This is a genomic window from Stenotrophomonas sp. Steno-Z1 (genome assembly GCF_056393175.1).
Genome location: NZ_JBWJPB010000001.1, coordinates 29612 through 56505 on the forward strand (window position 1 = coordinate 29612; position 26894 = coordinate 56505).

A 26894-nucleotide genomic window follows, 5' to 3' on the forward strand; every position below is an offset into this window, starting at 1 on the left:
CGTACGTCGCAGCGCCCGCACGCCTCGTGCGGGGACGCCGCTCCGGCGGTCTCGCCTTTTCGACAGGTTCCATCATGCGCCTCAACTCCCACCCGGGCCGTACCCTGCGCGCGTCCCGTCTGTGCATCGCCTTGTTGGCCGCGGGCCTGGCCGTTGTGCCGGCACTGCCGGTGCTGGCCCAGTCCGCTGTTGTCGGGGCTGCCACCCCGCATCGCTTCGACATCCCCGCGCAACCCCTGGCCGAGGCGTTGCGGGTGTACATGCGCCAGTCCGGCGTGCAGGTGGCGTGGCCGGCCGCGCTTACCGACGGCCTGCGCTCCAGTGCGGTCAGTGGCGAGCTCGATGCGCAGGTGGCGCTGCAGCAGATGCTGCGTGGCAGTGGCCTGGCGATGCGCGCGGTGGGCACCGATGCGGTGACCCTGGAGCGCGCCCCGACGGCCAGCCGCGAGGACGGGGTGATCGTCACCGCGGCGCTGCGCGTGGCCGGCGAGCAGGCGGCGGATGGCGACAGCAATGAAGCGCGGGCACTGGATGCGTACCGTACCTCCGGCTCCAGCGTGTTCGTGCCGCGCGCCACCATCGAACGCTTCCGCGGCACCTCCACCGCCGACATCGTCAAGGGCGTGGTCGGCGTGACCGCCGGCGATCCGCGCACCGCCAATGCGCTCGACCTCAACATCCGCGGCATCCAGGGCCAGAGCCGCATTCCGGTGATCATCGACGGAGGCCAGTCCACCATGGATACCTACCGCGGCTATGCCGGCCAATCGCAGCGCACCTACCTGGACCCGGATCTGGTGTCGACGCTGACCGTCACCAAGGGCCCCAGCCTGGGCGTCAACGCCTCCGGCGGCATTGGGGGCGTGGTCGAGATGGAAACGCTCAAGATCGGTGACGTGCTGCGCGAGGGCCAGGATCTGGGCCTGCGCGTGCGCACCGGCGTCTCCAACGGCAGCGCGCGCGACGTGCCGGCCTACGATGCGGCACCCCGCACCGACCGCAACAGCCTGGGCGGGCGATTCGCCAACATCGCCGGTGGCAAGCACTGGGACCGGTTCGACCTGATGGCCGCCTACGCCTGGCGCGACACCGGCAACTACTACGCGGGTAAGCACGGCTATGACGACTTCCCGCAGACCCGCCGCACCCTGGCACCGTTGAACCCGCCCAACACCGAAGTGTTCAACACCTCCTCCAAATCCAACTCGGTGCTGGTCAAGGGCACCTGGCGGATCGATGACAGCCAGACCCTGGAAGCCGGCTACCGCCACTACAGTGGCCACCAGGGCGAGATCATGGCCTCGCAGATCATCCGCGTGGACCGCGACCGCGTGCCGCAGTGGTCGCCGGGCAGCGTGGACCTGGATGCCTACAACCTGCGCTACCGGTTCGACCCGGGCAACGACCTCGTCGACCTCAAGGCCAACCTCTCGTACACCCAGGCCGACAGCCTGATGTACAACGGCCTGACCGGCATCACCCCGTGGTACTTCGATCGGCGCACCGCGTGGTATGACGGCCCGACGTTCAACACCGACCCGGGCTACAAGGACGCCTACCGCAACGACATGACCCAGGAGCGGCTGGGGCTGGACGTGTCCAACACCACCCATCTGCTCACCGATGGCGGCGGCCTGTTCACCTTCGACTACGGCCTGTCCTTCAGCAACGAGGACGTCGGCCCGGGCAAGGGCGCGCCGATCAAGCATGACGACCTGATCAACAACCGCTTCCTGCGCAACGCCGAGCGCAAGGAATACAGCGCCGTGGCGTCCATGAAGTGGCAGCCCGACGAACACTGGGAAGTACTGCTGGGCGGGCGCTTCAACCGGGTCGGCATCCACGACCGCAACCGCCTGGCCACGGTGGAGGAGGAGTCGGTGATCGGCCAGTACCGCTACACCCAGCTGCTCAACGGCGACCCGAGGCGGCCGGCGTACCTGGCCAAGCGCATCGCCATGCTCAACTGGTATCCCGATGCCAACGGCCAGTTCACCGAGGCCTCGCTGCTGGCGTCGCCGTACAAGAAGGGCACCGTGGCCGACATTACCGGCTGGAATTTCCATGACCTGACCAAGGCGCAGGACCTGATCGTGCCGACCCGCTGGACCTGGTCGCAGCCGATCCGCCGCACCGACCACGCCTTCATGCCCACCGCCAGCGTCACCTACCGCTTCGACGAAGACAGCATGGTGTACATCAAGTACGCCGAGGGCGTGAAGCTGCCCAGCCTGTTCGAAAGCACGCTCGGCCTGTTCACCGCGGCCAAGCCGGTCGGCGGCGAGCTCAAGCCCGAGCGTGCCGGCACCTGGGAAGCGGGCGCGAGCACGGTCAGGCAGGGCATGTTCACCGAAGGCGATACCGCCGCCTTCAAGTTGGCCTACTTCAACACCCGCATCGATGACCTGATCACCCGCGACTACCGCACGCTGTCGGCCGGCTACATCCGCAATATCGAGCGCTTCAAGGTATCCGGCCTGGAGTTCCAGTCCAGCTACGACGCCGGCAAGGTATTCGCCGACCTGTCGGCGCATTACTACATCGAGGCCAAGACCTGCGCCCCGGACATCGCCGCCGAGCGACGCGCCTATGGCGTACAGCGCAGGATCGCCGAACTCGCCGCTACCCCGGACTGCGTGGATGGCGGCTTCGAAGGGTCGTACAGCAATACGCAGAACCCGCCGCGCTACACGGTCAACCTGACCCTGGGCTCGCGCCTGTTCGACCAGCGCCTGAGCGTCGGCACGCGGGTCATCCACAACGGCGGCCCGATCAGCAAGCTGGACAAGGAGTGGAACGTGGGCCTGTCGGCGATCCAGCAGCTGTACCGCCCGGCGACGGTGGTGGACCTGTTTGCCAGCTGGCAGGCCAGCGAGCAGTTCGCGGTCGACCTCAACGTGGACAACCTGACCGACCGCTACTACCTGGACCCGCTGGCGCTGGGCGTGATGCCGGCACCGGGCCGGATCGTGCGGCTGGCGCTGACCTACCGCTACTGATGCCCGGACACGACAGGGGCCGGCATTGCCGGCCCCTGCGTGCATCCGGCCGGCACCTGCGGCGTCGGCCGGCATCAGATGCCCGTGATCGCTCAGCCGGCGTTGGCCTGCGCGGTTGCATCCGCGTGCAGGGCTTCGCTGAGCTCATCGACCACGATCGCCCACTCCGCATCCGAGCGCAGCTGCTCGGTCAGGAACTGGCGCTGCCCGTCATTCCAGTACGGCGCTTCGATCAGGCGGATCTCGTTGGACAGCTGGTGGTCGCGGATGAAGGCGGCGATCGCCTCGTCGCTGGCGTCCAGCCCGAGCTGCAGGAACAGATTGGTCATGCGGGGTTCGGTGGTGATCATCGTGTCATTCCAGTGGCAGGGCGTGGCCCGTATTATCGGGGCAAGGCCGTGACGGTGGCATGTGAGGGACGCAGCGCTCCCCACGCGACAATGGGCTTGGGGTTGCAGCCGTGACAGACGTCTTCAACAGAGAACCGCGCCCCACTTCCCCATCCAAGCATCGCCATGATCGTCATCGATACTCCCCAAGCCACCCGCAGCCAACGCCTCAAGGCCGCCACCCGTGAGAGCCACGGCGCGCTGGACAAGCGCATCATGGCTGGCGACATCTTCGCCAGCCGCGGCCAGTTCGCCCGTTTCCTGCGCGTGCAGTACCGCTTCCACCGCGACATCGACGCGCTGTATGCCAACGCCGCGCTGGATGCGCTGCTGCCGGACCTGGAGGCGCGCCGCCGCCTGCCGTTGATCGCGCGCGACCTGGCCGACCTCGAACAGATCCTGCCCGCACCGGTGCCGTTGCGGCTGGACCCCGACCTCGCCCTGCCGGCGGCACTGGGCTGGCTGTACGTGGCCGAAGGCTCCAACCTCGGCGGCACCATCCTCTACAAAATGGCCGCCAGGCTGGGCCTGGACGCCGGTTTTGGCGCCCGCCACCTGGCCGCGCACCCGGACGGTGCCGCGCGCCACTGGCGCGAGTTCACCGCGGCGCTGGATGGCGTGGTCCTGGATGACGCACAGGAGCAGCAGGTCATCCAGGCTGCCGATACCGCGTTCCGCAGCGTGCACGGCCATGTCGAACTCGAGTTCGACCAGCGCTGATGCGCGCGCTCTGGTTCTGCCTGGGCTGGGTGATGGTGACGCTGGGGGTGATCGGTGCGCTGCTGCCGGTGATGCCGACCACCATCTTCCTGATCCTGGCCGTGGGCTGTTTCGCGCGCAGTTCCCCGCGCTTCGAACGCACGCTCCTGGCGCACCCGCACTATGGCCCGGCCCTGCGCCTGTGGCGCGAGCAGGGCGCCGTCAGCCGCAAGGGCAAGGCATTCGCGGCCGGCGGCATGGCCGTCGGCTTTGCGATGTTCTGCTGGGGCGCGCATCCCTCGTGGATCCTGCTGCTGGGGGTGGGCCTGTTCTTCCTCGCCAGCGCGGCTTACGTGGTGTCGCGCCCGTCGCCGCGGCTGGGCGCCGGCAATCGCTGAGCATCCGTGCCTTCCGGTGACACGCCGCGGCGGCGGTGCCCCCCGCGGCTGAGGCCCGGCACGGGGCGGCCGATGCAATATGCATCGCACTGCGCATGCAGTAGCTTCGCGACATCGTCTTCAACGGAATGAGAGGGGAGCATGATCCAGCAGGAGCAAGCGGTTGCAGATGCGTTCAACCGCAATTTCCATAGCCTTTTGTTGCTGGGAGGGCAGCACCGTGATGCGGCCGACGACTGCCTCTCTTCTGGTCCGCAATCCCGGGACCTGTTTCATGGCCCGGTTGGAATCGGTCGCGGCGGCGTACGACGGGATGCGGGAAATGTTCCCTTCGTCCAGCCTGCGCATGCAGGGTGCGCAATGCAGTGCCACGATCGGGAGAACAGCGGATGACCCACGTCAATATCGTCCGCATGGCATGGAGCGCCGTGGTGAGCGCGTTGGTGGTGGCGTTGCTGTCGCTTGCGCCGTTCGTCGGGGCGATCACGCTCACCGGTGCGCTGGTACCGCTCTTCGCTTATACGGCATGGCGCGGTGCCTGGCTGCCCAGCGGCATGGGGCTGCTCCTCTGCGCGGCGGCCTTCATCGGCAGTCCGTTGCCGCGCGACGACGTTCCGGACCTGCTGCTGGCCATGGCCGCGATGTGGGGAGTGGCGGGCAGCATCCTGCTGTTATGGCGGATGCTGCGCCCCCGACGCTCGTAGGCCACGCGCCTGCCGCGATCAAAACCAACGAACACGCCCCGGCGTAGCACCGGGGCGTGTTTGCAGCACTTGCCCTACAACAGCGGCACCAGCAGCAGCGCCACGATGTTGATGATCTTGATCAGGGGGTTGATCGCCGGGCCGGCGGTGTCCTTGTAGGGATCGCCGACGGTATCGCCGGTCACCGCGGCCTTGTGCGCGTCGCTGCCCTTGCCACCGAAGTGGCCGTCCTCAATGTACTTCTTGGCATTGTCCCAGGCACCGCCGCCGGTGGTCATCGAGATCGCCACGAACAGGCCGGTCACGATGGTGCCGATCAACAGGCCGCCCAGCGCACGCGGTCCCAGCAGCAGGCCGACCACCACCGGCACGGCCACCGGCAGCAGCGAGGGCACGATCATCTCGCGGATCGCCGAGCGGGTCAGCATGTCCACCGCGCGGTCGTACTGCGGCTTGCCGGTGCCTTCCATGATCCCGGGGATCTCGCGGAACTGGCGGCGCACTTCCTCCACCACCGCACCGGCCGCGCGGCCCACCGCCTCCATCGCCATCGCGCCGAACAGGTAGGGGATCAGGCCGCCGATCAGCAGGCCGATGATCACCGTGTGGTCGGACAGGTCGAAGGCGAACACCTCCCCGGGGTTGGCGGCCTGCAGGTTGTGGGTGTAATCGGCGAACAACACCAGCGCGGCCAGCGCCGCCGAGCCGATCGCATAGCCCTTGGTGACCGCCTTGGTGGTGTTGCCGACCGCATCCAGCGGGTCGGTGATGTCGCGGATCTCCGAGGGCAGCTCGGCCATTTCGGCGATGCCGCCGGCGTTGTCGGTGATCGGGCCGTAAGCGTCGAGCGCCACGATCATGCCGGCCATCGACAGCATCGCGGTGGCGGCGATGGCGATGCCGTACAGGCCACCGAAATGGTGCGCCAGCCAGATCGCCGCGCACACCGCGATCACCGGCAGGGCGGTCGACTTCATCGACACGCCGAGGCCGGCGATGATGTTGGTCCCGTGCCCGGTGGTGGAGGCCTGCGCCACGTGCTGCACCGGCTTGTACTGGGTACCGGTGTAGTACTCGGTGATCCACACGATCAGTCCGGTCAGCACCAGCCCGATCAACGCGCAGACATAGAGGTTCAGCGCGCCGTGCGCGTTGTCCGGCATCAGCTGCGTGGTGATCGGGTAGAACGCGATCGCCGCCAGCACGCCGGACACGATCACGCCCTTGTACAGCGCGCCCATGATCGAGCCGCCCGGCTTCACCTTGACGAACAGCGCGCCCACGATCGAGGCGATGATCGAGACCCCGCCCAGCACCAGCGGATACAGGATCGCGTTGCGGCCTGCCTCGGCGATCATCAGGCTGCCCAGCAGCATGGTGGCGATCACGGTGACCGCGTAGGTCTCGAACAGGTCGGCGGCCATGCCGGCGCAGTCGCCGACGTTGTCGCCCACGTTGTCGGCGATCACCGCCGGGTTGCGCGGATCGTCCTCGGGAATGCCGGCCTCGACCTTGCCGACCAGGTCCGCGCCGACGTCGGCGCCCTTGGTGAAGATGCCTCCCCCGAGGCGGGCGAAGATCGAGATCAGCGAGGAGCCGAACGCCAGCCCGACCAGTGCATGCAGCGCGGTGGCGGTATCGAGCCCCATCCGCAACAGCAGCGCGTAGTAGCCGGCCACGCCCAGCAGGCCCAGCCCGACCACCAGCATTCCGGTGATGGCGCCTCCGCGGAAGGCCACGTCCATGGCCGCACTCAGGCCATGGCGCGCGGCCTCGGCGGTGCGCACGTTGGCGCGCACCGAGACGTTCATGCCGATGTAGCCGGCCGCGCCGGAAAGCACCGCACCGATCGCGAAACCGGCGGCGGTGTACCAGCTGAGGAACACCCCGACCAGCACGAACAGGATGACCCCGGCGATGCCGATGGTGAGGTATTGACGGTTGAGGTAGGCGCGCGCGCCTTCCTGGATGGCGGCGGCGATTTCCTGCATGCGGGCATTGCCAGCCGGTTGCCGGAGGATCCAGCGTGCCGACACGATGCCGTAGAGAATCGCGAGAATGGCGCAGAACAGCGCCAGAGAAAGCCCATAACGTTCCAGCATGTCCCCTCCCGGGTGATGGAATGGCATCCAGTGAACGGATGAACCTCTCCACGCGGGGGCACAACGGGCTGCAACCTTGGACCAACCCGTTCAGACCGTGCCCGGTCATCAAGCGTGTGGCGGTGTTCAGCAATCCCTGGTGGCCGCGAGTATGCGGGCATTCGCCCGCAGACCGGTAGTGCCCATCCACGCCCGCCAGCACGCCCCCAGACGTGTAGTGCCGAGCCATGCGCGGCAGCACAGCCCGCAGACCGGTAGTGCCCAGCCACGCCCGCCAGCACGCGCCCAGACGTGTAGTGCCGAGCCATGCTCGGCAGCACGCTCGCAGGCCGGTATTGCCCAGCCACGCCCGGCAGCACAGCCCGCATACCCGGTAGTGCCGAGCCATGCTCGGCAGCACGCTCGCAGGCCGGTATTGCCCAGCCACGCCCGGCAGCACAGCCCGCATACCGGTAGTGACGAGCCACGCTCGGCAGCACAGCCCGCAGACCCGTAGTGCCCAGCCACGCCCGCCAGCACGCCCCAGACTTGTAGTGCCGAGCCACGCTCGGCAGCCCGCCCATCAAGACCGCACGCCTTGCCACGCCGTTCAGCCATCCGCTGGCAGCCTCGCTCCATCCCCAGCTCCCGGAGTCCTGCCATGTCCACCCGTCACCTGCTCTGGCTGGCGCTGCTGCCCGCCGTCGCGGCCAGTGCCGCCGAAACCCCCGAGCTGCAACGCGCGGCCGGCGCGCCACAGGCGGTGGGGGCGGCGCACACGCTGCGCCAGATCCCCGAAGCCTGCGCACGCCTGGAAGGCATGTTCACCACCAACGCCGCCCAGCCGTACACGTTCGCGGTGGTGCGTACCAGCGAGCAATGCCAGCCGCGCGCGCGCTTCGTCGATTTCGCCAAGGCGCAGCCGAGCGAAGCCAAGGGCTGGAAGCTCAATGACGTGATCCGCGTGCCCAATGCCAGCTGCCCGGCGCAGCAGGCGGTGGTGCGCGTGTGGCGCCTGCCGGTGGCCCAGAAAGCCGAGCTGGACGGGCAGGGCCAGTCGCGCATCTACCTGGAAGAAGCCAAGCAGCAGGCCGCCGCCGGCAAGATCGCGCAGATCCCGATGTTTGCCGCGCAGATGGCGGTGGAAGGCAAGGCCTGCCGATAATCCGTTCCGCCCAGGGCCGTTACCGGCACAAGCACGAAAAAGCCCGGATGGCAGTGCCGATCCGGGCTTGGGTGTCATCCGCGACGGGCCAGACTCAGTTGCCCTTGCAGTCCTTCAGCCACAGCACCCGGCCGATCTGGTCGTAATGGTCCACCACGCCGACCAGGGTGACCTTCTCCTTCGGGCGCAGCGCCAGCGCGAAGGCGGCCTGGCTCGGGGCGAAGGCGCAGGTGATGGCCACGCTCTCGAAATCGATGCCGCTCGAACCGCTCGGCAGTTCGAAGCCGGTGTTGTAGGTGCCACCGCTCTTCAGCACGCCGTTGACCCGCCCGGTGATCGAGTACACCTTGCCCTTGTAGCGCGGCTCGATCGCGGCCGGGTTGTCCTTGTTCTGCGTACGCAGCTGGAAGCCGAAATCGCTGGCCGAAATGTTCACCGTCGAGGCCTTCGGCGCGGATGCCGCCAGCTGGTCGCCGGCCTTGCCCGGCTTGACCTGGGTCAGCATCTTGCACATCTCGGCGCGGACCGCGTCGGCCTTGGCGAAGGCGCCCGGATTGAGCTTGACCGTCATCGCCACGGTGCCGGTGCGGCCTTCGCTGGTGGCGCTGATGATGATCGGAATGGTCTTGTGCATCGCCGTCTGCGGATCTTCGATCAGCATCGCGCCGTTCTCGGCATCCAGGCTCAACACGTCCATGTTGTTGCCCTTGGCGATCACGTTCATCTGCCCGATCGCGCTCTTCACGGTCAGGTCGGGCACGGTCACCGAGGCGGTGTAGGTGGTGCCCGAAAGGGGATTGCCCTTCTTCTGGAAGCTGCTTTCGCACGTATCGGCGAAGGCGGGAGCCGCGGCGGCGAGCAGCAGCACGGAAAACAGGGTTTGGCGCTTCATCGGTACAGTCCTTGTCATCGCACGCAAGTGCGGAGGTGGGTCGCGGGTGCGAAGGCCGGCATGTCCTGCCGGCTGGGCGCGATTGTATGAGGCGTCCGGGTGCGCCGCAATTGCCGATCGGCGCGGTTCGGCGGTGGCATGCCCGCAGGCGTGCCACCGTCCGCCGCGGCTCAGCCGTCCTGCCAGGCCGGCAGTTTCTTCTTCACGCCCACGTTCTTGAGCGTGACGTACTTCGGCAAGCCGTCGGCGCCATAGGGCAGCGGTGCCTCGCCCTTGATCAGCGGCGACAGGTAGGCGCGGGCCTTGGCGGTGATGCCGAAGCCATCCTTGCGGATGAAACCGGCCGGCATCTTCTTCTCGTGGTTGGCCACCTTGTGCAGCGGCGCCGCCTCGATCTTCCAGCGGTACGGCGCGTCGCTGCCGCGCACGATCACCGGCATCACCGCGTTCTGGCCCTTCAGCGCGAACTGCACCGCGGCCTTGCCTACCGCCTGCGCCTGTTCCCAGTCGGTCCTGGAGGCGATGTGCCGCGCCGAGCGCTGCAGGTAGTCGGGCAGGGTCCAATGCACCTTGTAGCCGAGCGCGTCCTTGACCCGGGCCGCCAGCTGCGAGGCCACCCCGCCCAGCTGGGTATGTCCGAACGAATCCTTGCCGCCGCCGGCATCGGCGACGAAGCGGCCATCGGCGGTCTGGATGCCCTCCGAGGCCACTACCACGCAGTGGCCGACGCGCTCGACCACCTGCTTGACCTTGGCCAGGAAGGCGGCCTCGTCATAGGCCCGCTCGGGCAGCAGGATGATGTGCGGTGCATCGTCGGGGCCTTCCCCGGCCAGCCCGGCGGCCGCGGCCAGCCAGCCGGCGTGGCGGCCCATCGCCTCGTAGACGAACACCTTGGTGGAGGTCTCGGCCATCGCGGCCACGTCCAGCGCCGCCTCGCGCACCGACACCGCGGTGTACTTGGCTGCCGAGCCGAAGCCGGGGCAGGTATCGGTGACCGCCAGGTCGTTGTCGATGGTCTTGGGTACGCCGATGCAGGTCAGGTCGTAGTCGAAGGCCTTGGCCAACTGGGAGACCTTCCATGCGGTGTCGGCCGAATCGTTGCCACCGTTGTAGAGGAACCAGCGCACGTCGTGGGCGCGCAGCACCTCCAGCAGGCGCTCGTAGCGGGCCCGGTCGGCCTCCAGCGACTTGAGCTTGTAGCGGCACGAGCCGAAGGCCCCGCCCGGGGTATGGGCCAGCGCGGCGATGGCGGCAGCCGTCTCCCGGCTGGTGTCGATCAGGTCTTCACGGAGCGCGCCCAGGATGCCGTTGCGCGCGGCCAAGACCTTGATTCCCTTGGCCCGGGCGGTGCTGATGACCGCCGAGGCGGTGGCGTTGATGACGGCGGTGACGCCGCCTGACTGGGCGTAGAGCAGGGTACCTTTGGACATGGGTCGACCTTGGTCTGGGGGAAGGACATTGCAGAGACATTACCGGTATGGGGTAAAGTGCGCGTATTGCGGTGCAGCGTGATTGTGGACAATCCCGGGGCGCGCGCCCTTCCATTTTTTTACCAAGTTGGAGTCAGGTTGATGCGATTGGTTCTGTTGGGACCGCCCGGTTCGGGCAAGGGGACACAGGCGACGCGCCTGAAGGAACACCTGTCGATTGCGCATATTTCCACCGGCGACCTGCTGCGTGCCGAAGTGGCCGCAGGCACCGAGCTGGGCACGCAGGCCAAGGCGGTGATGGATGCCGGCAACCTGGTGTCCGATGACATCCTGCTGGGCATGCTGGAATCGCGCCTGGGCCAGGCCGACGTGGCCAACGGCTTCATCCTCGACGGTTACCCGCGCAACGTGGCCCAGGCCAATGCGCTGGACACCCTGCTGGCGAAGATCGGCCAGCCGCTGGATGCCGTCGTGCAGCTGGACGTGCCGACCGAACTGCTGGTCGAGCGCATCGCCGGCCGTGCCGCCGAACAGGGCCGCGCCGATGACAACCCCGAGTCGGTGCGTCAGCGCCTGCAGGTCTACAACGATCAGACTGCCCCGGTGGTGGATTTCTACGCCGGTCGCGGCACGCTGGCACGCGTGGATGGCGTGGGCGAGCTGGACGACGTGGAAGCGCGCATCCGCGCCGCGATCCACGGCTGAGCCCGCGGCGGCGCTGCCTCGGCAGCGCTGCTGTTCGGCCAGGCCGCATAAACACACACGCCCGGCCCCCGAAAGGGCCAGGCGTGCGGTTTAGGTGCCAGCGAACGGGCTTGCTCAGAGCCCCGCAGCATGAGCTCCCCTGGGGATGGCCTCTTGGGGAGTAGGACCAATGGGGTACCACGGCTGGCCAGCGCAATTGTGTCCGTATTCACACTAGCTCGCTATCGGGGATTCCCCGACACCCCGCGAAATTCTTCCTATGATCGATTGAGGAATTGTCTGACGACAATGGCCGACGACGCAGGGGATCGGCGACAATCCGACGCATGAGCACGATTCACATCCTTGGTATTGCCGGCACCTTCATGGGCGGCGTGGCCGCGTTGGCGCGGGAACTGGGCCAGACGGTCCGTGGCAGCGATCAGGCGATCTATCCGCCGATGTCCACCCAGCTGGAACAGCTGGGGATCGCGTTGGATCCCGGCTACCGGGCCGACAGCGTCGCCGCCGACTGCGACGCGGTGATCGTCGGCAATGCGTTGTCGCGCGGCAACCCGGCGGTGGAAGCGGTACTCGATGCCGGCCAGCGCTATATTTCCGGCGCGCAATGGTTGTCCGAACAGGTGCTGCCCGGCCGCGACACGCTCGCGGTGGCCGGCACCCACGGCAAGACCACCACCACCACCATCCTGACCTGGCTGCTGCAGGCCGCCGGCCGTGAGCCGGGCTTCCTGATCGGTGGCGTCGCCGAAGACTTCGGCGTGTCCGCGCGCCTGGGCCAGGGCCGTGAGTTCGTGGTCGAGGCCGACGAGTACGACACCGCCTTCTTCGACAAGCGCAGCAAGTTCGTGCACTACCGCCCGCTGGTGGCGATCCTCAACAACCTCGAATACGACCACGCCGACATCTTCCCGGACGTGGCGGCGATCCAGCGCCAGTTCCATCATCTGATCCGCACCGTGCCGGCGCGCGGGCGGTTGATCGTCAACGGCGAGGATGCCTACCTGTCCGAGGTGCTGGCGATGGGCTGCTGGACGCCGGTGGAACGGTTCGGCTTCGATCCGGGTCTGGAATGGCATGCCGAACTGGTCAGCGCCGATGGCAGTGCCTTCGTGGTGCATCATCGCGGCGCGCGCGTGGGTGAAGTGCGCTGGTCGCTGCTGGGCCGGCACAACGTGCTCAACGGTCTGGCCGCGCTGGCCGCCGCACATGCGGTGGGCGTGGACCTGGCGACAGTGATCCCGGCGCTGGCCGGCTTCCGCAGCGTCAAGCGCCGCATGGAAGTGATCGGCCAGGCGCACGACATCACCATCTACGACGATTTCGCCCACCACCCCACCGCCATCCACACCACCCTGCAAGGCCTGCGCGCCAAGGTCGGCGATGCGCGGATCGTGGTGGCCATGGAGCCGCGCAGCAACTCGATGCGGCTTGGCGCGCATGCGCAGGCGCTGGCGCCGTCGCTGGCGCTCGCCGATGCGGTGGTGTTCCTGCACCGGCCGGAGCTCGCCTGGGACGCGGCCGGGGTGATCGCCGCCGTGCGCGGAGACGCCCACGCGGTGCCCGACACCGACGCACTGCTCGCCCGCCTCGGCGGGATCGCGCAGCCGGGCGACCACGTGGTGTTCATGTCCAACGGCGGCTTCGACGGCGCGCCGCGCCGTTTCCTGGCGCAGTTGCAGGCGTCCTGAGCCGGCGCATGGCATGACCGAGACCGTCTCCCTGCCGTTGTTCCCGCTGCATGCGGTGCTGCTGCCCGGCGCTGCGTTGGGCCTGCGGGTGTTCGAGCGTCGTTACCTGGACATGCTGCGCGAGTGCAGCCGCCAGGAAAGCAACTTCGGCATCTGCCTGATCCTGGAGGGCGAGGAAGTGGGGGCACCGGCATCGCCGGCCGCCTACGGGGTGGAGGCGCGGATCGAGGATTTCGACGTCGGCGCCGACGGCGTGCTGATGCTGCGCCTGCGCGGCCAGCGCCGCTTCCACGTGCTGCGCACGCGGGTGCGCGACAACGGGCTGATCCTGGCCGACGTGCAGTGGAGCACGCCCGACCACGACGACGAACTGCGGCCCGAGCATGCGCTGCTGGCGACCGTGCTCGAGCACATCATCGAGCAGGCCGGCAGCGCGTTCGCACCCAGCCACCCGGCCCAGCTTGAGCAGGCGGCCTGGGTCGGCTGGCGGCTGGCCGAGCTGCTGCCGCTGGACGAGCCACAGCGCCTGCAACTGCTGCAGCACGACGACCCGCACCAGCGCCTGGAAGACCTGCTGGGCTGGATGCCGTAAGGCCCGACCGGCGCACACCGGGCGATCCCCCGGTACGGGCGCGCCCCTATCACCCGCTGTTTACCTGCGCACCGTCCATGCATGGCATGAACGGCGCGAGGATCACTCCGCTGCCGGCGTCCGCACCCGCAGCACCGGCATCTGCGTGTCCGGATGCGTATCGACCTGCTGCGGCAGGCCATCCAGTGCCTCGCGCACCGCCGACAGCGACGGGTCGATGCCGCGCATCGGCCGCCACATCCCGATCAGGTGGACATGCTGCTGGTAGTGCAGCGTCTGCGCGCTGCCCAGCCACAGCGGCTGGTTGCCCGGTTGCAGGCGCGTCGGCGCCGGCCACAGGCGCAGCGCGAAGATCTCGTTGGGCGCATTGCCCGGGCGCAGCATCAGCAGCGATTCCACCTGGGTATCCAGCGTGGCCGGCAGCACCGGCACGTCCTCCGGCGTGGCCGACTTGTCCAGCATCAGCAGCGCCTGCTCCCATCCCGCCTGCGGCTGCACGCGCCAGCCCTGGCTCTCCAGGCGGCGCTGTAGCGGCGCCAGCGGCCCGGCCACCTGCACGTCCAGCGGCCAGCGCTGGTCGTCATCGAACTCATTGCGGCGCGAGGGAAGCTGTTTCCATTCCGCCTGCCACCACGCAGCGGCGGCCACGTCCACCGGTGCCGGCTGGGCCGGTTCGAAGCGGGCGAGCTTGAGCGGGATGTTGCGCGGCGCGTACCACAGCGCAGCCACCGCGAAGGTGCCGTAGAACAACCACGCCACCGGCTTGACCCAGAACGAGCGGTTGAAGCGGCGGCGGTAGGCGATGCCCAGCACCAGCAGCCAGAAGATGCCGAACAGCATCCCGCCGATCACATCGCTCAGCCAGTGAGCGCCCAGGTACAGGCGCGCGAAGCCGATCAGGCTGACCACGATGCCCGACAGCAGGTACGGCCACACGCGGGTGCGGCCGGGCAGTTCGCGTGCGATCAGCACGGCGAAGAAGCCGAAGATGATGGTGGCCATGGTCACCGACACCGACGGGAAGCCGAAGCCGCTGCTGGCATCCGGTGGGCGCACCACGTGGACGGTCGCACCCAGCAGCTTGCACAGGGCCAGGCCGAAGGCCAGCGCCGCCAGCCAATGCGCCGCCGCCATCCAGCGCCGGCGCCAGACCAGGTAGCCCATGCCCACCGCGGTTGCCGGCAGCAGTACCTGCCAGGCACCCAGCGAGGCCAGGGCGGCCATCGGGTAGTCGGCCAGCGGGTTGCGCAGCGCCAGCATCGCGTCGTGCACGGCCAGGTCCAGGCGCAACGGCTCGCCGTGTGCGACCACGGCCATGAGCAGTGCGAACCAGCACCAGCCCAGCAACAACAGCATCAAGGCCAGCATCGCCAGTGGCACCGACTCGCGCCGCTGCGGATCGAACACCGAGACCGAATAACGGCCCAGCGTGGGGTGGCGCTGCGACCAGCGCAGCAGCGCGGCCAGCCAGCTGTCCATGCGCGAGGCCGACCAGCGGTAGCTGTACAGCACGATCGCCCAGACCGCGCCCATCACCACCGCGACCAGCCCCAGCACCATCACCAGCCGCCCGGCCACCGCCGCGACGGCGTCGTAGGCCTCGCCCAGCACCCAGCCGGGGGCAAGGAACAACACCGCCCAGGACAGGGCGGCAACGCCACTGGCCTGCACATAGCGCGACAGCGGCATCTTCATCATGCCGGCGATGGCCGGCACGAACGGCCGGATCGCGCCGACGTAGCGCGCCACCAGGATGCTCTTGAAGGCATTGCGGCGGAACATCGTCTCGCCGCGGTCCAGCAGTTGCGGGTACTTGCTGAAGGGCCAGAAGCCGCGCAGCCGATCACCCCAGCGCCGGCCAATCCAATAGCTGATGCCGTCGCCGGCAAACGCGCCCAGCGCCGCGCAGGCCACCGCATAGGGGCCGGAAATCTGGCCCAGGCCGATGAACACGCCGACCGCGAACAACAGCGGCAACGCCGGCACGATCGCGCCCAGCACGATGACCGCATCGCAGAAGGCAATGAGGAAAATGACCGCGCCGGCAAGCACGGGGTGAGCTGAGATCCACGCAAGCGTGGCATCGATCCATGACGAGTCCATCACGCGATTATAGGGGGCGGAAGGTGACTGACTGCCGGCCAGCAGGGGCCAACGCGCGACATCTACAGTGAATGAACGCGATCGCCCGCCTAGAATGAGCCGATGAAGCCCGCCCCCGATCCCGCTCCCCATGCCCTCAAGGCCGACAGCTTCGGCCGCATCCTGCTGGTCGAGCAGGACGGCCAGCGTTTCGTGCGCCGCGACCTGGAGGCGACCCCGTGGTGGCTGCGACTGCCGGCCTGGTGGCTGGCCCGGCGCGAGGCGCGCGCGCTGGCGCACCTGGACGGCATGGCCGACACCCCGGCATTGCTGGCCTGGAACGGGCGCTGGCTGGACCGCAGCTTCATGCCCGGCGATGCGATGTACCAGCGCCCGCCACGCGGCGACCTGGCCTACTTCCGCGCCGCGCGCCGGCTGCTGCAGCGCGTGCACCGGCACGGCATCGCGCACAACGACCTGGCCAAGGAAGCCAACTGGCTGGTGCGCGAGGACGGCTCGCCGGCGCTGATCGATTTCCAGCTGGCGGTGATCGGCAACCCGCGCTCGCGCTGGATGCGCCTGCTGGCGCGCGAAGACCTGCGCCACCTGCTCAAGCACAAGCGCATGTATTGCCGCGAGTCGCTCACCCCGGTGGAGAAGCGCCTGCTCAAGCGCACCTCGTGGGTACGTGATCTGTGGTTCCGCACCGGCAAGCCGGTGTACCGGTTCGTCACCCGGAAAATCCTGCACTGGGAAGACAACGAAGGGCAGGGACCGAAGCCGTGAGCGCGCCGCGCGTTGCGGTGGTGCCGCTTGGCGCCGGCAGCGTATTGCATGCGCAGTTGCCCGGCGCCGACTTCGCGCACGCCTGCCAGGCGGCCGTGGCGCGCGAGGGGCGCTCGGCGTTGCAGGCCTACACGGACATGGCGGCCACGGTGCCGGGCTGGTTCGATGGCTTGATGGCGCTGCGCAATCGGGGCATGCGCCTGCTCGGCATGAAGGACCTGGGCTCGCTGCGCGCGGTGCAGGAGAGCGTCGATCCACGGCCGGGCGACCGGCTCGGCATCTTCACCCTGCAGCAGTGCACGTCCGATGCGATCGTGCTGGAAGATGACGACCGCCATCTGCGCGTGCAGCTGGCGCTGCAATGGCGCGGTGATCTGCTGGAGATCGCCACCGTGGTGCACACCCATAACGCGTTTGGCCGGCTGTACATGCTGCCGGTGGCGCCGGTGCATCGCTGGATCGTGCCGCGTCTGTTGCGGCGGCAGGTGCTGCGATACGCGTCAAGCGCGCCATGATGGACGGCTGCGGGCAGCCGGCCCGGCCGGATCACGGTGCGGGTGTCGGCACCACATGCTGCCCGACGAAGTGCCGCGTGGCGTCGAAGTCGTAACCGATCTGTAGTTGGCCCACGTCCGCGCACGCGTGGCACTCGCGCAGCGGCGTGCGGTACACCAGACGCACTCCGCCGCCTTCCAGCGGCGTGCCGCCCGCCGCCCGTGCCGGCGCAAACGGCGTTGCCTGGGGATGGGCGTTGAGCAGCGCCTGCACGCCGGGATCGGCGCGCAGCGTGTCGTCCAGCTGTACGGTGTCCACGTCGATGCGCTTGCCGCCGGCGTCGATCAGCCGCGTGCCTTCGTTGGTATTGGCGCGGAACGGGTAGGCCACCGTGGCCACGCCGATGCCGTCCTGTTCATGCCACGCGGTCACATACGCCAGTTCGCCGGCGCTGGACAACTGCCCGGCGGCGGTAACCGCATCGGCGCTGGCGCCGCCGGCCTGCATCGCCTTGGTCAGACAATCGCGGGTGGCCGCAGCCTCGCCCTGGCGACAACTGTTCAGGTCGCCGCTCCACACGACTGCGGGACTCCAGCGCAGCGCACTGTCGGCGGCCATGCGCGCCGTGCCGGTGGCTGGCCCGGGCGTCGTGGCGCGGGGCGGCTCGGACGACCCGCCCTGGCAGGCGGTGGTGATCAGCAGCAGGCCAACGGCGGGCAGCAGGCAACGGGAACGGCGCATGGCAGGAACCTCGCAGCGGTAACCGGAGCGTCACTATCGTCAAGGGGCGGTTAATTACGCGTGGTCGCGGCATACTGGGCCGATCACCGATTTCGCCGGAGCACGCGACATGGCCAGTCTGCAAGGCAAGACCCTCTTCATCACCGGCGCCTCGCGCGGCATCGGCCTGGCCATCGCCCTGCGCGCGGCGCAGGATGGCGCGAACGTCGCCATCGCGGCCAAGTCGGCCGTGCCCAATCCGAAGTTGCCCGGGACCATCCACAGTGCCGTCGAGGCGGTCACCGCCGCCGGTGGTCAGGGCCTGGCGCTCAAGTGCGACATCCGCGAGGAAGACCAGGTACGCGCGGCGGTGGCCGCGACGGTGGACACCTTCGGCGGCATCGACATCCTGGTCAACAACGCCAGCGCGATCTGGCTGCGTGGCACGCTGGACACCCCGATGAAGCGCTTCGACCTGATGCAGCAGGTCAATTCGCGCGGCAGTTTCCTGTGCGCGCAGGCCTGCCTGCCCTACCTGCTGCAGGCGCCCAACCCGCATATCCTCACCCTGGCGCCGCCGCCGAGCCTGGACCCCAAATGGTGGGGGCCGCATACCGGCTACACGCTGGCCAAGATGGGCATGAGCTTTGTCACCCTGGGCCTGGCCGCCGAGTTCGGGCCGCAGGGCGTGGCGGTCAACGCCTTGTGGCCGCGCACGATCATCGCCACCGACGCGGTCAACATGATTCCCGGCGTGGACATCAACGGCTGCCGCACGCCGCAGATCCTGGCCGATGCCGCGCATGCGGTGTTGACCCGCGATGCGGCCGGTTTCAGCGGGCAGTTCCTGCTTGACGACGAGGTGCTGGCGCAGGCCGGTATCACCGACCTGAGCGGCTATGCGGTGGATCCGTCGCAGCCGTTGCTGCCGGATCTGTTCCTGGATTGAGGCCCCGATCGCGTCGCCCGCTGACAGTGTCGACACAGGCTGCACGCCCGGCTGCTACTGTGCGTGCCCGCTTTTGTCTGGTCCATTGAATGTCCCATCGCAAGCCAAGTGCATCGCTCGCCGCCGCCATCGCCGTCATCGGCCTGCTCGGTGCCTGCAGCAAAGGCCCCTCGCATGCCGTCGATACGGAAGGCGTTGAGAAGGTGAATGCCTACATCGCGTGTTTCAACGCGGTGGAGCAGCCCATCCATGAAGGCTTCCAGCAGTACACCGGCTGGATGCAGGATCCGAAGGCAGGCCCGACCGGCAAGGAGGCGCACGTGCGCGGACCGGGCATGGTGCTGTCGCACCGCGTCGCGCTGTGCAATGAACCGATGGTGGCGGCATTGGCGATGACCCCGGCCGATGCGGCGCTGGACCCGCCTGCGCGCACCTACCAGCAACGCTTCGTTGACCTGTACGCGCTGATCGAACAGACCGACCGCTACTACACCCGCGAGGACTACCTGCGCGACGACCACGCGGGCATGCGCACCCAGCACGGCCCGCTGATGCAGGCCTACATGGCGTTCTTCGAGGCCAGCGATGCGCTGGATGCGGCGCTGGAGACGCGCGAGGATGAGCGTCGTCGCGCCCAGTTGAAGGAGATCGAAGCGGCCGAAGGGCGCTCTGCGTCCTACTACCAGCTCCGGATCGTGGGCGACGCCAAGCAGCTGGTGGCGCTGTTGACGGCCGAGACGCCGGACCTGGCCGTGGCCCGCACCCAGCTGGCCGCCTTCCAGGCCCTGCTGAAGCAGGCCCAGGACGACAAGATCGGCAGGGGTGATGCCATGTGGGGCCACCTCGAGCGCGCTGCCGACGGGCTGGCCCGGGACGCGGGTCGTCGCGTGGACCGCCTGCAGGAAAACAAGCCGCTGACCCGCAGCGAGCAGATCCTGATGCAGGGCGGCGGCCGCATCGGCAACCCGCAGGGCTCGGCCGAAGCGGTGACCGACAGCTACAACGATCTGGTCGACGCCAGCAACCAGTTGTCGCGCTGAGGCGCAGCGCCACGTCGCTGTCGGCGACGACAGCGTCAACGCGGCGGGGCGGCGCACGCCCTGCCGCGTGCCCGCCTTCAGGGCTCCGGCGTTGGACACCGGCGGCCGTTTCTCGCCGCAGTGGCGGCAACGCAGCGCATCGGGCGCGCGCCCGTCCAGCCCACCGTGCGGACCGCCGCGGGCATCGCGCGTGCTTGGCGTCGCGCACGGTGATGGCCAACTACAACGACCTGGTGGAGATGCGCAACCGCATGGCCCGGTTGAGTGGCGCGCGCTGCGGTCGGCAGCGCCGGTGGGCTTGGGTACAATGCGCGGCTGAAATCGTTTCCAACAAGGATGTCACGCATGATCCGTACGCTTCCCGTCGCCCCGCTGGCTGTAGCGCTGTCGCTGCTGCTCACCGCCTGTGGCGGCAAGAGCCCGGGCGCCGCCCCCGATGCGGTGACCCAGGCCGGCAAGGCGGCCGATACCGCTGCGCAGGATGCCGAGCAGGCACTGACCGCCAAGCTCAACAGCTACATCGACTGCTACAACGATGTCGATTCGGGCATCCATCGCGGCATCGGCTATTACACGGGCTGGATGAAGGATCCCAAGGTCGGTCCGAGCGGTCGCGAAGAACGTCCGATCGGACCGCCGGACCTGGACGCCGACGACCTCAAGACCTGCGATGCCGCCATTCCCACCGCGATCGCTGCCGCGCCGGCGCTGCCGGAGCTGGACAAGGCGGCCAAGGTTTACCTGGACAGCCTGCACGCCCTGCAGCCGCTCACCCACGCGGCCTACGACTACTACAAGCGCGAAGACTTCGAAGACGACGGCTACGCGCGCGGCAAGGCGATGCATGCCCCGCTGATGGACGCGCTGGCCGCCTTCGTGCAGGCCAGCGAAGTGTTCAGCACCGCGCTGGAGGCCGAGAACGACCGCGCCCAGCAGGCCCAGCTGCAGGCGTTGGAAAAGCAGGAAGGCCGCACCCGCACGTACTACCGCCTGGCCATCATGCTGGAGGCCAAGTCGCTGATGGACCTGATGGCCGAAGATGACTTCGACGTCGTGCAGGGGCGCGCCCGACTGGACGCGTTCAACACCATCGCCGACGAAGCGCACGCCAAGGTGGCCGACCAGGAACCGGGCAAGATGGACTGGAACAGCTTCGAGACCGCCGCGGAGAATTTCCGTCGCGAGGGCAAGGAGCGCATCAAGCGCGTGGCCGACAAGACCCCGTACAGCGACTTCGAGCAGCGCATGCTGGATTCGCCGTCGCATGCGCCGCAAGGCTCGGCCGGGCGCCTGTTGAACGAATACAACAGCCTGGTGTTCCAGAGCAACCGCCAGTAAGCGGCAGTGCGATCCACCCCGGGGCGTGCAGCGCGCCGGGGTGGATCGAAGTTACGTATTGAAGGTATCGGGCAATGCGTCGCCGCACCGGCGGCAATGCCGGGCATCCGGTTCGTGGCCTTCCAGCCCGCAGTGCGCGCAGCCACGTGCATCGCGGCGCGCGGCGAGGTCGGCGTCGCGCATGGTGCTGGCCAGCTCGGCGGTGTAGATGCCGGTGGGCACGGCGATGATGCTGTAGCCGATCAGGATCAGCACCGAGGTGACGAAGCGGCCGAGCACGGTCTGCGGCACGATGTCGCCGAAGCCGACCGTGGCCATGGTCACCACCGCCCAGTACATGCTGCTGGGGATGCTGGTGAAGCCGTGGTTGGGGCCTTCGATCACGTACATGAGGGTGCCGGCGATGATCGTGATGGTCACCACCGTGAACAGGAACAGCAGGATCTTGCGCCGGCTGCGCCACAGCGACTCCATCAGCACGCCGCTTTCTTCGATGTAGCGGGTCAGCTTGAGGATGCGGAACACGCGCAGGATGCGCAGCGCGCGGACCACCAGCAGGCTCTGTGCGCCGGGAATGAACAGGGACAGGTAGGTCGGCAGGATCGAGGCCAGGTCGATGATGCCCCAGATGCTGAATGCGTACCGCAGCGGACGTCGGACTACCACCAGCCGCAGCAGGTACTCGGCGGTGAACAGCACCGTGAAGCCCCATTCCAGTACGTACAGCCAGCTGGCGTGGGCGATGTGGAAGCGCTGCACGCTATCGAACATGACCACCAGCACGCTGGCGATGATGGCGTAGACCAGCAGCAGGTCGAAATTGCGCGATGGCCGGGTGTCGTGCCGGTAGATGATGTCGAACCAGGTCCGGCGCCAGCCGGTCTCGGTGGCGGGGTTGAGCTGGGGGGCGGTGAACGGTCGCATGGGCTGCATTGTGCCCCACCGGCCCAAAGCGCGAGAATGGGACTTTCCCGCACCCTCTGACCGCCATGACCGCCGCTGCCACCGATCCGCTGTTGTCCCTGTCGCATTACTACCTGCCGGTCTATAAACCGCGCCAGGTGGTGCTCGAACGCGGCCAGGGCGCGCGCGTCTGGGACACCCGGGGCCGCGAGTTCATCGACCTGGCCGCCGGCATCGCCGTGTGCGGGCTGGGCCATAACGACCCGGACCTGACCGCCGCGCTGGTCGAGCAGGCCGGCAAGCTCTGGCACACCAGCAACGTGTTCTACAGCGAGCCGCCGCTGCGCCTGGCCGAAGAACTGGTCACCTCCTCGCGTTTCGCCGAGCGGGTGTTCCTGTGCAACTCCGGCGCCGAAGCCAATGAAGTGGCGATCAAGCTGGTGCGCAAGTGGGCTTCCTCGCTGGGCCGCCCCGCCCATCAGCGGGTGATCGTGACCTTCCGTGGCAGCTTCCATGGCCGCACCCTGGCCGCGGTGACCGCCACCGCCCAGCCGAAGTACCAGGAAGGCTACGAGCCGTTGCCCGGTGGCTTCCGCTACGTCGATTTCAACGATGAGACGCAGCTGGAAACCGCGATGGCGGCCGGCGACGTGGCCGCGGTGATGCTGGAGCCGATCCAGGGCGAGGGCGGGGTGATGCCGGCCAAGCCGGGCTTCATGCAGCGCATCCGCGAACTGTGCGACCAGCACAACGCGCTGATGGTGCTCGATGAGATCCAGGCTGGCATGGGCCGCACCGGCACGCTGTTCGCGCACTGGCAGGACGGCATCAAGCCGGACATCGTCACCCTGGCCAAGGCCCTGGGCGGCGGTTTCCCGATCGGCGCGATGCTGGCCGGGCCGAAGGTGGCCGAGGTGATGCAGTTCGGTGCGCACGGTACCACCTTCGGCGGCAACCCCCTCGCGGCGGCCGTGGCGCGCGTGGCGCTGCGCAAGCTGTCTTCGCCGGAGATCGCGCACAACGTGAGCCGCCAGTCGCAGGCGCTGCGCGATGGCCTGGGCAGGATCAACGACGAGTTCAAGGTGTTCAGCCAGGTGCGCGGCCGCGGCCTGATGCTGGGTGCGGTGCTGGACCGGGATTTCGCCGGCCAGGCCGGTGCCATCCTCGACCATGCCGCCGAGCACGGTCTGTTGACCTTGCAGGCGGGTCCGGACGTGTTGCGCTTCGTGCCCTCGTTGAACATCACCGATGAAGAAATCGCCGAAGGCCTGAAGCGGCTGCACGCCGCGATCGCCGGGTTCATCGCGTCGCGGTAGCGCCGACCGAGGGTCGGCTGCTGTTGTCTTGGGGCGAACACAGCCGACCCACGGTCGGCTCTACGCCACGCCGTAGCGCTTGAACACCTTGCCGATACTGCGGCTGTCGCTCGCCGTCTCCGCCTGCAATCCCGCCTGCCGCGCGCCGCGCACGTTGACGAACAGGTCATCGATGAACAGCGTGCGCTCGGCGCGCGTGCCAAGCAGCGTCACGGCCTGCACGAACACGGCCGGGTCCGGTTTGCGTCTACCGAGTGCACCGCTGCACAGGATGCGCCCGCTCAGGGCCTCGGCCAGGGTAGGGAGGATGCGCGGGATGGTCTGGGCCATGAGCGCGCCGTTGTTGGTCAAGATGGCGATCGGCAGATCACGCGCGATGCGTTCGACGCGTTCGATCACCCCGTCCTGCGGCGATGACGCGGCAATGCGCGCGTCCTGCCATTGCGCGATGCTCACCGGGGTGCCCAATGCAGTGCCCAACTGCTGCAGGTACAGCGCGCTGTCCAGCCCGGCGTCATGCCGTTGCTCCAGGCCGCTGTCGAACAGCGCGGCCTGCACCTGTGCGGCGCTGCGGCGGGTGCTGGCGGCGAGGTGACGCACGCGCACGTGGCGCGCATGGCGCACCAGCACGCCATCAAAATCCAGCAGCAGGCAGTCCACGGCAACCAGCATCGGCAACGTTCGTCCAGGTCCAGTGCCGACCGTACCTTACTCCGGGTGCGTGCTGCGACATCGCGTCGCAGGTGGGCGGGCAAGCGGCTGTCTAGAATCTCCGGACTGAGTGTTGGAGATCGCCGTGAACCTGCTTGCCCCCGTACTGCTCGCCGGCCTGATGCTGGCCCCGGCTGCCCATGCCCGCGTGTGCGCGGTCACCATCGACAGCACCGACCAGATGAGCTTCAGCCAGAAGGAGATCAAGGTCGGCGCGGACTGCACGCAGGTGAAGCTGACCCTGCGCCACACCGGCAAACTGGCCGCCACCGCGATGGGCCACAACTGGGTGCTCACCCGCAGCGCCGATTACCAGCCGGTGGCGATGGCGGGCATGCGCATGACCCTGGCCGACAGCTACCTGCCCAAGGCCGATGCACGAGTGCTGGCCCATACGGCGGTGATCGGCGGCGGCCAGAGCACCAGCGTCACCTTCGCCACGGCCAAGTTGGCCAAGGGCGGCGACTACACGTTCTTCTGCTCGTTCCCGGGCCACTTCGCGATGATGAAGGGCCGATTCGTTTTCGGCTGACGCGTAGCTGCCGTCGTGTGAGTGCACGCAATGCCTGATCGAACGGCAGCCACGCATGGCGTGGCTCTACGATGGTCGGATTGCGCGCGTAGAGCCACCCCATGGGTGGCTGCACGCAATGCCTGATCGAACGGCAGCCACGCATGGCGTGGCTCTACGTGTCGGATTGCACGCGTAGAGCCACCCCATGGGTGGCTGCACGTAATGCCTGATCGAACGGCAGCCACGCATGGCGTGGCTCTACGATGGTCGGATTGCACGCGTAGAGCCACCCCATGGGTGGCTGCGGCGAGCCATCCGCGTAGAGCCACCCCATGGGTGGCTGCACGCAATGCCTGATCGAATGGCAGCCACGCATGGCGTGGCTCTACGATGGTTGGATTGCACGTGTAGAGCCACCCCATGGGTGGCTGCACGCAATGCCTGATCGAACGGCAGCCACGCATGGCGTGGCTCTACGATGGTCGGATTGCACATGTAGAGCCACCCCATGGGTGGCTGCACGCAATGCCTGATCGAACAGCAGCCACGCATGGCGTGGCTCTACGTGTCGGATTGCACGTGTAGAGCCACCCCATGGGTGGCTGCACGTAATGCCTGATCGAACGGCAGCCACGCATGGCGTGGCTCTACGATGGTCGGATTGCACATGTAGAGCCACCCCATGGGTGGCTGCGGCGAGCCATCCGCGTAGAGCCACCCATGGGTGGCTGCACGCTATGCCTGATCGAACGGCAGCCACGCATGGCGTGGCTCTACGATGGTCGGATTGCACGCGTAGAGCCACCCCATGGGTGGCTGCACGCAATGCCTGATCGAACGGCAGCCACGCATGGCGTGGCTCTACGTGTCGGATTGCACGTGTAGAGCCACCCCATGGGTGGCTGCGGCGAGCCATTCGCGTAGAGCCACCCCATGGGTGGCTGCACGCAGCGCCTGATCGCAGGGCCGCCACGCAGGGCGTGGCGCCACGCGCCCGCTCAGCCCTTGACGACCTTGAACGCCTCGCGCGCCGCAGCGATCGTCGCATCGATCACGCCGTCATCGTGCGCGCTGGACATGAAGCCGGCTTCGTACGCCGACGGTGCCAGGAACACGCCGCGCTCGAGCATCGCGTGGAAGAAGGTGTTGAATGCGCTGATGTCGCAGGAGGTGGCCTGGGCGTAGGTCTCCACCTTCTGGTCGGTGAAGAACAGGCCGAACATCGCGCCCACCTGGTTGGTGGTCACGGCCACGCCCGCCTCGGCCGCGGCTGCCTCCAGCCCCGCGCACAGGCGCGCGCTGGCCGCGCCCAAGCGGTCGTGGAAACCCGGTGCCTGCACCAGGTCCAGCATCGCCAGGCCGGCGGCCATCGCCACCGGATTGCCGCTGAGCGTGCCGGCCTGGTAGATCGGGCCGGCCGGGGCGATCTGCTCCATCAGGTCCGCACGGCCACCGTAGGCGCCCACCGGCATGCCGCCGCCGATGATCTTGCCGAAGGTGGTCAGGTCCGGGGTAATGCCGTAGTGCGCCTGCGCACCGCCGAGGGCGACGCGGAACCCGGTCATCACCTCGTCGAAGATCAGCAGCGCGCCGTACTGGGTGCAGAGTGCGCGCAGGTGCTGCAGGTAACCCTCGCGCGGCGGAATGCAGTTGGCGTTGCCAACCACCGGTTCGATGATCAGCCCGGCGATGTGCTCGCCCTGCTCGGCAAACAGCGCGGTGGCCGCGTCGACATCGTTGTAGGGCAGGGTGAGGGTGAGTTCGCTCAGGCCGGCCGGCACGCCCGGCGAGGTCGGCACGCCCAGGGTCAGCATGCCGCTGCCGGCCTTGACCAGGAACGAGTCGCCGTGGCCGTGATAGCAGCCTTCGAACTTCACGATGCGGCTGCGCCCGGTGGCCCCGCGCGCCAGACGGATCGCAGACAGGGTGGCCTCGGTACCTGAGTTGACCATGCGCACCATCTCGCACGACGGCACCAGGCGGGTGAGCGTTTCGGCCATGGTCACTTCGGCTTCGCAGGGGGCGCCGAAGGACAGGCCGTTGTTGATCGCGTGCTTCACCGCCTGGCGTACGGCCGGGTGGTTGTGGCCGACGATCATCGGGCCCCACGAACCGACATAGTCGATGTAGCGGTTGCCGTCGACGTCGTACAGGTACGCGCCGTCGGCACGCTCGACGAAGAACGGCTCACCGCCGACCGACTTGAACGCGCGCACCGGCGAATTGACGCCGCCCGGCAGCAGCGTCCGGGCGCGGGTGAACAGGGCGTGGGACTGGTCGTGGTTCATGGGGGGT

The 26894-nt window shown here is 68.2% G+C and carries 25 protein-coding genes; 15 read left to right on the forward strand and 10 right to left on the reverse strand.

What is annotated here, in order from left to right:
• The first annotated feature begins 74 nt into the window (after window positions 1–74).
• On the forward strand, window positions 75–2999 hold the full coding sequence (locus AC06FD_RS00120) for a TonB-dependent receptor (protein WP_478076702.1): 2925 nt from the start codon (window positions 75–77) through the stop codon (window positions 2997–2999).
• Window positions 3000–3091: 92 nt separating this feature from the next.
• Here AC06FD_RS00120 and AC06FD_RS00125 read toward each other — a convergent pair whose 3' ends face one another.
• Window positions 3092–3349 (reverse strand): DUF2789 domain-containing protein, encoded by a 258-nt coding sequence (locus AC06FD_RS00125; RefSeq protein ID WP_259207541.1) that lies wholly within the window; start codon window positions 3347–3349, stop codon window positions 3092–3094.
• A 165-nt stretch (window positions 3350–3514) separates the two neighbouring features.
• Between AC06FD_RS00125 and AC06FD_RS00130 the strand changes: the two genes are divergently transcribed.
• Together AC06FD_RS00130 and AC06FD_RS00135 are read left to right on the forward strand one after the other, a co-directional pair.
• A complete protein-coding gene (locus tag AC06FD_RS00130; RefSeq protein ID WP_478047312.1) occupies window positions 3515–4108 on the forward strand; it encodes a biliverdin-producing heme oxygenase in 594 nt (197 codons plus the stop codon).
• The gene (locus tag AC06FD_RS00135; protein WP_478076703.1) at window positions 4108–4485 is read left to right on the forward strand and encodes a YbaN family protein; all 378 of its coding nucleotides are present in this window, start codon (window positions 4108–4110) and stop codon (window positions 4483–4485) included. The genes AC06FD_RS00130 and AC06FD_RS00135 overlap by 1 nt, the downstream gene beginning before the upstream one ends.
• Window positions 4486–4605: 120 nt before the next feature.
• On the opposite strand, the gene AC06FD_RS00140 is transcribed toward AC06FD_RS00135, so the two are convergent.
• Window positions 4606–4833, reverse strand: a complete 228-nt coding sequence (locus AC06FD_RS00140; protein ID WP_478076704.1) for a hypothetical protein — start codon at window positions 4831–4833, stop codon at window positions 4606–4608.
• 41 nt (window positions 4834–4874) lie between these two features.
• Between AC06FD_RS00140 and AC06FD_RS00145 the strand changes: the two genes are divergently transcribed.
• Complete coding sequence (locus tag AC06FD_RS00145) at window positions 4875–5189, forward strand: hypothetical protein (RefSeq protein ID WP_449335932.1); 315 nt, start codon at window positions 4875–4877, stop codon at window positions 5187–5189.
• A 74-nt stretch (window positions 5190–5263) separates the two neighbouring features.
• Here the strand turns inward: AC06FD_RS00145 and AC06FD_RS00150 are convergent, their stop codons facing one another.
• Window positions 5264–7291, reverse strand: coding sequence for a sodium-translocating pyrophosphatase (locus AC06FD_RS00150; RefSeq protein WP_259207531.1), 2028 nt, complete (start codon window positions 7289–7291; stop codon window positions 5264–5266).
• A 640-nt stretch (window positions 7292–7931) separates the two neighbouring features.
• Here AC06FD_RS00150 and AC06FD_RS00155 point away from each other — a divergent pair.
• Entirely contained in the window at window positions 7932–8435 is a 504-nt protein-coding gene (locus AC06FD_RS00155) for a hypothetical protein (RefSeq protein ID WP_259207529.1), read from the forward strand.
• Between the two features lie 94 nt (window positions 8436–8529).
• On the opposite strand, the gene AC06FD_RS00160 is transcribed toward AC06FD_RS00155, so the two are convergent.
• Window positions 8530–9327, reverse strand: a complete 798-nt coding sequence (locus tag AC06FD_RS00160) for a hypothetical protein (RefSeq protein ID WP_259207527.1) — start codon at window positions 9325–9327, stop codon at window positions 8530–8532.
• A gap of 170 nt (window positions 9328–9497) precedes the next feature.
• Entirely contained in the window at window positions 9498–10757 is a 1260-nt protein-coding gene (locus AC06FD_RS00165) for a 6-phosphofructokinase (RefSeq protein ID WP_259207523.1), read from the reverse strand.
• A gap of 141 nt (window positions 10758–10898) precedes the next feature.
• Here AC06FD_RS00165 and AC06FD_RS00170 point away from each other — a divergent pair, with 141 nt between their 5' ends.
• The 3 genes from AC06FD_RS00170 (at window position 10899) to AC06FD_RS00180 (ending at window position 13745) form a co-directional block, all read left to right on the forward strand.
• Window positions 10899–11462 carry an adenylate kinase gene (locus tag AC06FD_RS00170; RefSeq protein WP_259207520.1) on the forward strand — a complete coding sequence of 188 codons (564 nt, stop codon included), beginning with the start codon at window positions 10899–10901 and terminating at the stop codon, window positions 11460–11462.
• Window positions 11463–11788: 326 nt separating this feature from the next.
• Window positions 11789–13153, forward strand: a complete 1365-nt coding sequence (gene mpl / locus AC06FD_RS00175; RefSeq protein ID WP_478076705.1) for a UDP-N-acetylmuramate:L-alanyl-gamma-D-glutamyl-meso-diaminopimelate ligase — start codon at window positions 11789–11791, stop codon at window positions 13151–13153.
• A gap of 13 nt (window positions 13154–13166) precedes the next feature.
• A complete protein-coding gene (locus AC06FD_RS00180; RefSeq protein ID WP_259207516.1) occupies window positions 13167–13745 on the forward strand; it encodes an LON peptidase substrate-binding domain-containing protein in 579 nt (192 codons plus the stop codon).
• 102 nt (window positions 13746–13847) lie between these two features.
• On the opposite strand, the gene AC06FD_RS00185 is transcribed toward AC06FD_RS00180, so the two are convergent.
• Complete coding sequence (locus AC06FD_RS00185; RefSeq protein ID WP_259207514.1) at window positions 13848–15848, reverse strand: bifunctional DedA family/phosphatase PAP2 family protein; 2001 nt, start codon at window positions 15846–15848, stop codon at window positions 13848–13850.
• A gap of 102 nt (window positions 15849–15950) precedes the next feature.
• Between AC06FD_RS00185 and AC06FD_RS00190 the strand changes: the two genes are divergently transcribed.
• Together AC06FD_RS00190 and AC06FD_RS00195 are read left to right on the forward strand one after the other, a co-directional pair.
• Entirely contained in the window at window positions 15951–16613 is a 663-nt protein-coding gene (locus AC06FD_RS00190; protein ID WP_478047310.1) for a protein kinase family protein, read from the forward strand.
• Window positions 16610–17128 (forward strand): DUF2867 domain-containing protein, encoded by a 519-nt coding sequence (locus AC06FD_RS00195; protein WP_478076706.1) that lies wholly within the window; start codon window positions 16610–16612, stop codon window positions 17126–17128. The genes AC06FD_RS00190 and AC06FD_RS00195 overlap by 4 nt, the downstream gene beginning before the upstream one ends.
• Before the next feature lie 31 nt (window positions 17129–17159).
• On the opposite strand, the gene AC06FD_RS00200 is transcribed toward AC06FD_RS00195, so the two are convergent.
• Complete coding sequence (locus AC06FD_RS00200) at window positions 17160–17849, reverse strand: hypothetical protein (RefSeq protein WP_394164572.1); 690 nt, start codon at window positions 17847–17849, stop codon at window positions 17160–17162.
• 109 nt (window positions 17850–17958) lie between these two features.
• On the opposite strand from AC06FD_RS00200, the gene AC06FD_RS00205 reads away from it, so the two are divergent.
• From AC06FD_RS00205 to AC06FD_RS00215, 3 genes are all read left to right on the forward strand, one after another.
• The gene (locus AC06FD_RS00205; protein ID WP_449335924.1) at window positions 17959–18777 is read left to right on the forward strand and encodes an SDR family oxidoreductase; all 819 of its coding nucleotides are present in this window, start codon (window positions 17959–17961) and stop codon (window positions 18775–18777) included.
• An 89-nt stretch (window positions 18778–18866) separates the two neighbouring features.
• Window positions 18867–19817: a YiiG family protein gene (locus tag AC06FD_RS00210; protein WP_478076707.1), complete on the forward strand. Its 951-nt coding sequence runs from the start codon at window positions 18867–18869 to the stop codon at window positions 19815–19817.
• 345 nt (window positions 19818–20162) lie between these two features.
• On the forward strand, window positions 20163–21155 hold the full coding sequence (locus AC06FD_RS00215; RefSeq protein ID WP_259207502.1) for a YiiG family protein: 993 nt from the start codon (window positions 20163–20165) through the stop codon (window positions 21153–21155).
• 51 nt (window positions 21156–21206) lie between these two features.
• On the opposite strand, the gene AC06FD_RS00220 is transcribed toward AC06FD_RS00215, so the two are convergent.
• On the reverse strand, window positions 21207–22079 hold the full coding sequence (locus tag AC06FD_RS00220) for an ion transporter (RefSeq protein WP_259207500.1): 873 nt from the start codon (window positions 22077–22079) through the stop codon (window positions 21207–21209).
• A gap of 65 nt (window positions 22080–22144) precedes the next feature.
• Between AC06FD_RS00220 and AC06FD_RS00225 the strand changes: the two genes are divergently transcribed.
• A complete protein-coding gene (locus tag AC06FD_RS00225) occupies window positions 22145–23374 on the forward strand; it encodes an acetylornithine transaminase (protein WP_259207498.1) in 1230 nt (409 codons plus the stop codon).
• Between the two features lie 60 nt (window positions 23375–23434).
• Here AC06FD_RS00225 and AC06FD_RS00230 read toward each other — a convergent pair whose 3' ends face one another.
• On the reverse strand, window positions 23435–24046 hold the full coding sequence (locus tag AC06FD_RS00230; protein WP_478076708.1) for an HAD-IA family hydrolase: 612 nt from the start codon (window positions 24044–24046) through the stop codon (window positions 23435–23437).
• Window positions 24047–24206: 160 nt separating this feature from the next.
• Between AC06FD_RS00230 and azu the strand changes: the two genes are divergently transcribed.
• Window positions 24207–24617: an azurin gene (gene azu, locus AC06FD_RS00235; RefSeq protein ID WP_259207804.1), complete on the forward strand. Its 411-nt coding sequence runs from the start codon at window positions 24207–24209 to the stop codon at window positions 24615–24617.
• Window positions 24618–25597: 980 nt separating this feature from the next.
• On the opposite strand, the gene hemL is transcribed toward azu, so the two are convergent.
• Window positions 25598–26887 (reverse strand): glutamate-1-semialdehyde 2,1-aminomutase, encoded by a 1290-nt coding sequence (hemL, locus tag AC06FD_RS00240; protein WP_259207493.1) that lies wholly within the window; start codon window positions 26885–26887, stop codon window positions 25598–25600.
• Between the last annotated feature and the right edge of the window lie 7 nt (window positions 26888–26894).

Bases quoted from the DNA above. Each gene is read 5' to 3' on its own strand.
- AC06FD_RS00130 (WP_478047312.1), top strand. From the start codon at position 3,515: ATGATCGTCATCGATACTCCCCAAGCCACCCGCAGCCAACGCCTCAAG.
- AC06FD_RS00140 (WP_478076704.1), bottom strand. From the start codon at position 4,833: ATGCGCAGGCTGGACGAAGGGAACATTTCCCGCATCCCGTCGTACGCC.
- AC06FD_RS00185 (WP_259207514.1), bottom strand. From the start codon at position 15,848: ATGGACTCGTCATGGATCGATGCCACGCTTGCGTGGATCTCAGCTCAC.
- AC06FD_RS00120 (WP_478076702.1), top strand. From the start codon at position 75: ATGCGCCTCAACTCCCACCCGGGCCGTACCCTGCGCGCGTCCCGTCTG.
- AC06FD_RS00150 (WP_259207531.1), bottom strand. From the start codon at position 7,291: ATGCTGGAACGTTATGGGCTTTCTCTGGCGCTGTTCTGCGCCATTCTC.
- AC06FD_RS00190 (WP_478047310.1), top strand. From the start codon at position 15,951: ATGAAGCCCGCCCCCGATCCCGCTCCCCATGCCCTCAAGGCCGACAGC.
- AC06FD_RS00205 (WP_449335924.1), top strand. From the start codon at position 17,959: ATGGCCAGTCTGCAAGGCAAGACCCTCTTCATCACCGGCGCCTCGCGC.
- AC06FD_RS00215 (WP_259207502.1), top strand. From the start codon at position 20,163: ATGATCCGTACGCTTCCCGTCGCCCCGCTGGCTGTAGCGCTGTCGCTG.
- AC06FD_RS00155 (WP_259207529.1), top strand. From the start codon at position 7,932: ATGTCCACCCGTCACCTGCTCTGGCTGGCGCTGCTGCCCGCCGTCGCG.
- AC06FD_RS00210 (WP_478076707.1), top strand. From the start codon at position 18,867: ATGTCCCATCGCAAGCCAAGTGCATCGCTCGCCGCCGCCATCGCCGTC.
- AC06FD_RS00230 (WP_478076708.1), bottom strand. From the start codon at position 24,046: ATGCTGGTTGCCGTGGACTGCCTGCTGCTGGATTTTGATGGCGTGCTG.
- AC06FD_RS00165 (WP_259207523.1), bottom strand. From the start codon at position 10,757: ATGTCCAAAGGTACCCTGCTCTACGCCCAGTCAGGCGGCGTCACCGCC.
- AC06FD_RS00225 (WP_259207498.1), top strand. From the start codon at position 22,145: ATGACCGCCGCTGCCACCGATCCGCTGTTGTCCCTGTCGCATTACTAC.
- AC06FD_RS00145 (WP_449335932.1), top strand. From the start codon at position 4,875: ATGACCCACGTCAATATCGTCCGCATGGCATGGAGCGCCGTGGTGAGC.
- AC06FD_RS00170 (WP_259207520.1), top strand. From the start codon at position 10,899: ATGCGATTGGTTCTGTTGGGACCGCCCGGTTCGGGCAAGGGGACACAG.
- AC06FD_RS00180 (WP_259207516.1), top strand. From the start codon at position 13,167: ATGACCGAGACCGTCTCCCTGCCGTTGTTCCCGCTGCATGCGGTGCTG.
- AC06FD_RS00200 (WP_394164572.1), bottom strand. From the start codon at position 17,849: ATGCGCCGTTCCCGTTGCCTGCTGCCCGCCGTTGGCCTGCTGCTGATC.
- mpl (WP_478076705.1), top strand. From the start codon at position 11,789: ATGAGCACGATTCACATCCTTGGTATTGCCGGCACCTTCATGGGCGGC.
- AC06FD_RS00125 (WP_259207541.1), bottom strand. From the start codon at position 3,349: ATGATCACCACCGAACCCCGCATGACCAATCTGTTCCTGCAGCTCGGG.
- AC06FD_RS00135 (WP_478076703.1), top strand. From the start codon at position 4,108: ATGCGCGCGCTCTGGTTCTGCCTGGGCTGGGTGATGGTGACGCTGGGG.
- azu (WP_259207804.1), top strand. From the start codon at position 24,207: ATGCTGGCCCCGGCTGCCCATGCCCGCGTGTGCGCGGTCACCATCGAC.
- AC06FD_RS00220 (WP_259207500.1), bottom strand. From the start codon at position 22,079: ATGCGACCGTTCACCGCCCCCCAGCTCAACCCCGCCACCGAGACCGGC.
- AC06FD_RS00160 (WP_259207527.1), bottom strand. From the start codon at position 9,327: ATGAAGCGCCAAACCCTGTTTTCCGTGCTGCTGCTCGCCGCCGCGGCT.
- hemL (WP_259207493.1), bottom strand. From the start codon at position 26,887: ATGAACCACGACCAGTCCCACGCCCTGTTCACCCGCGCCCGGACGCTG.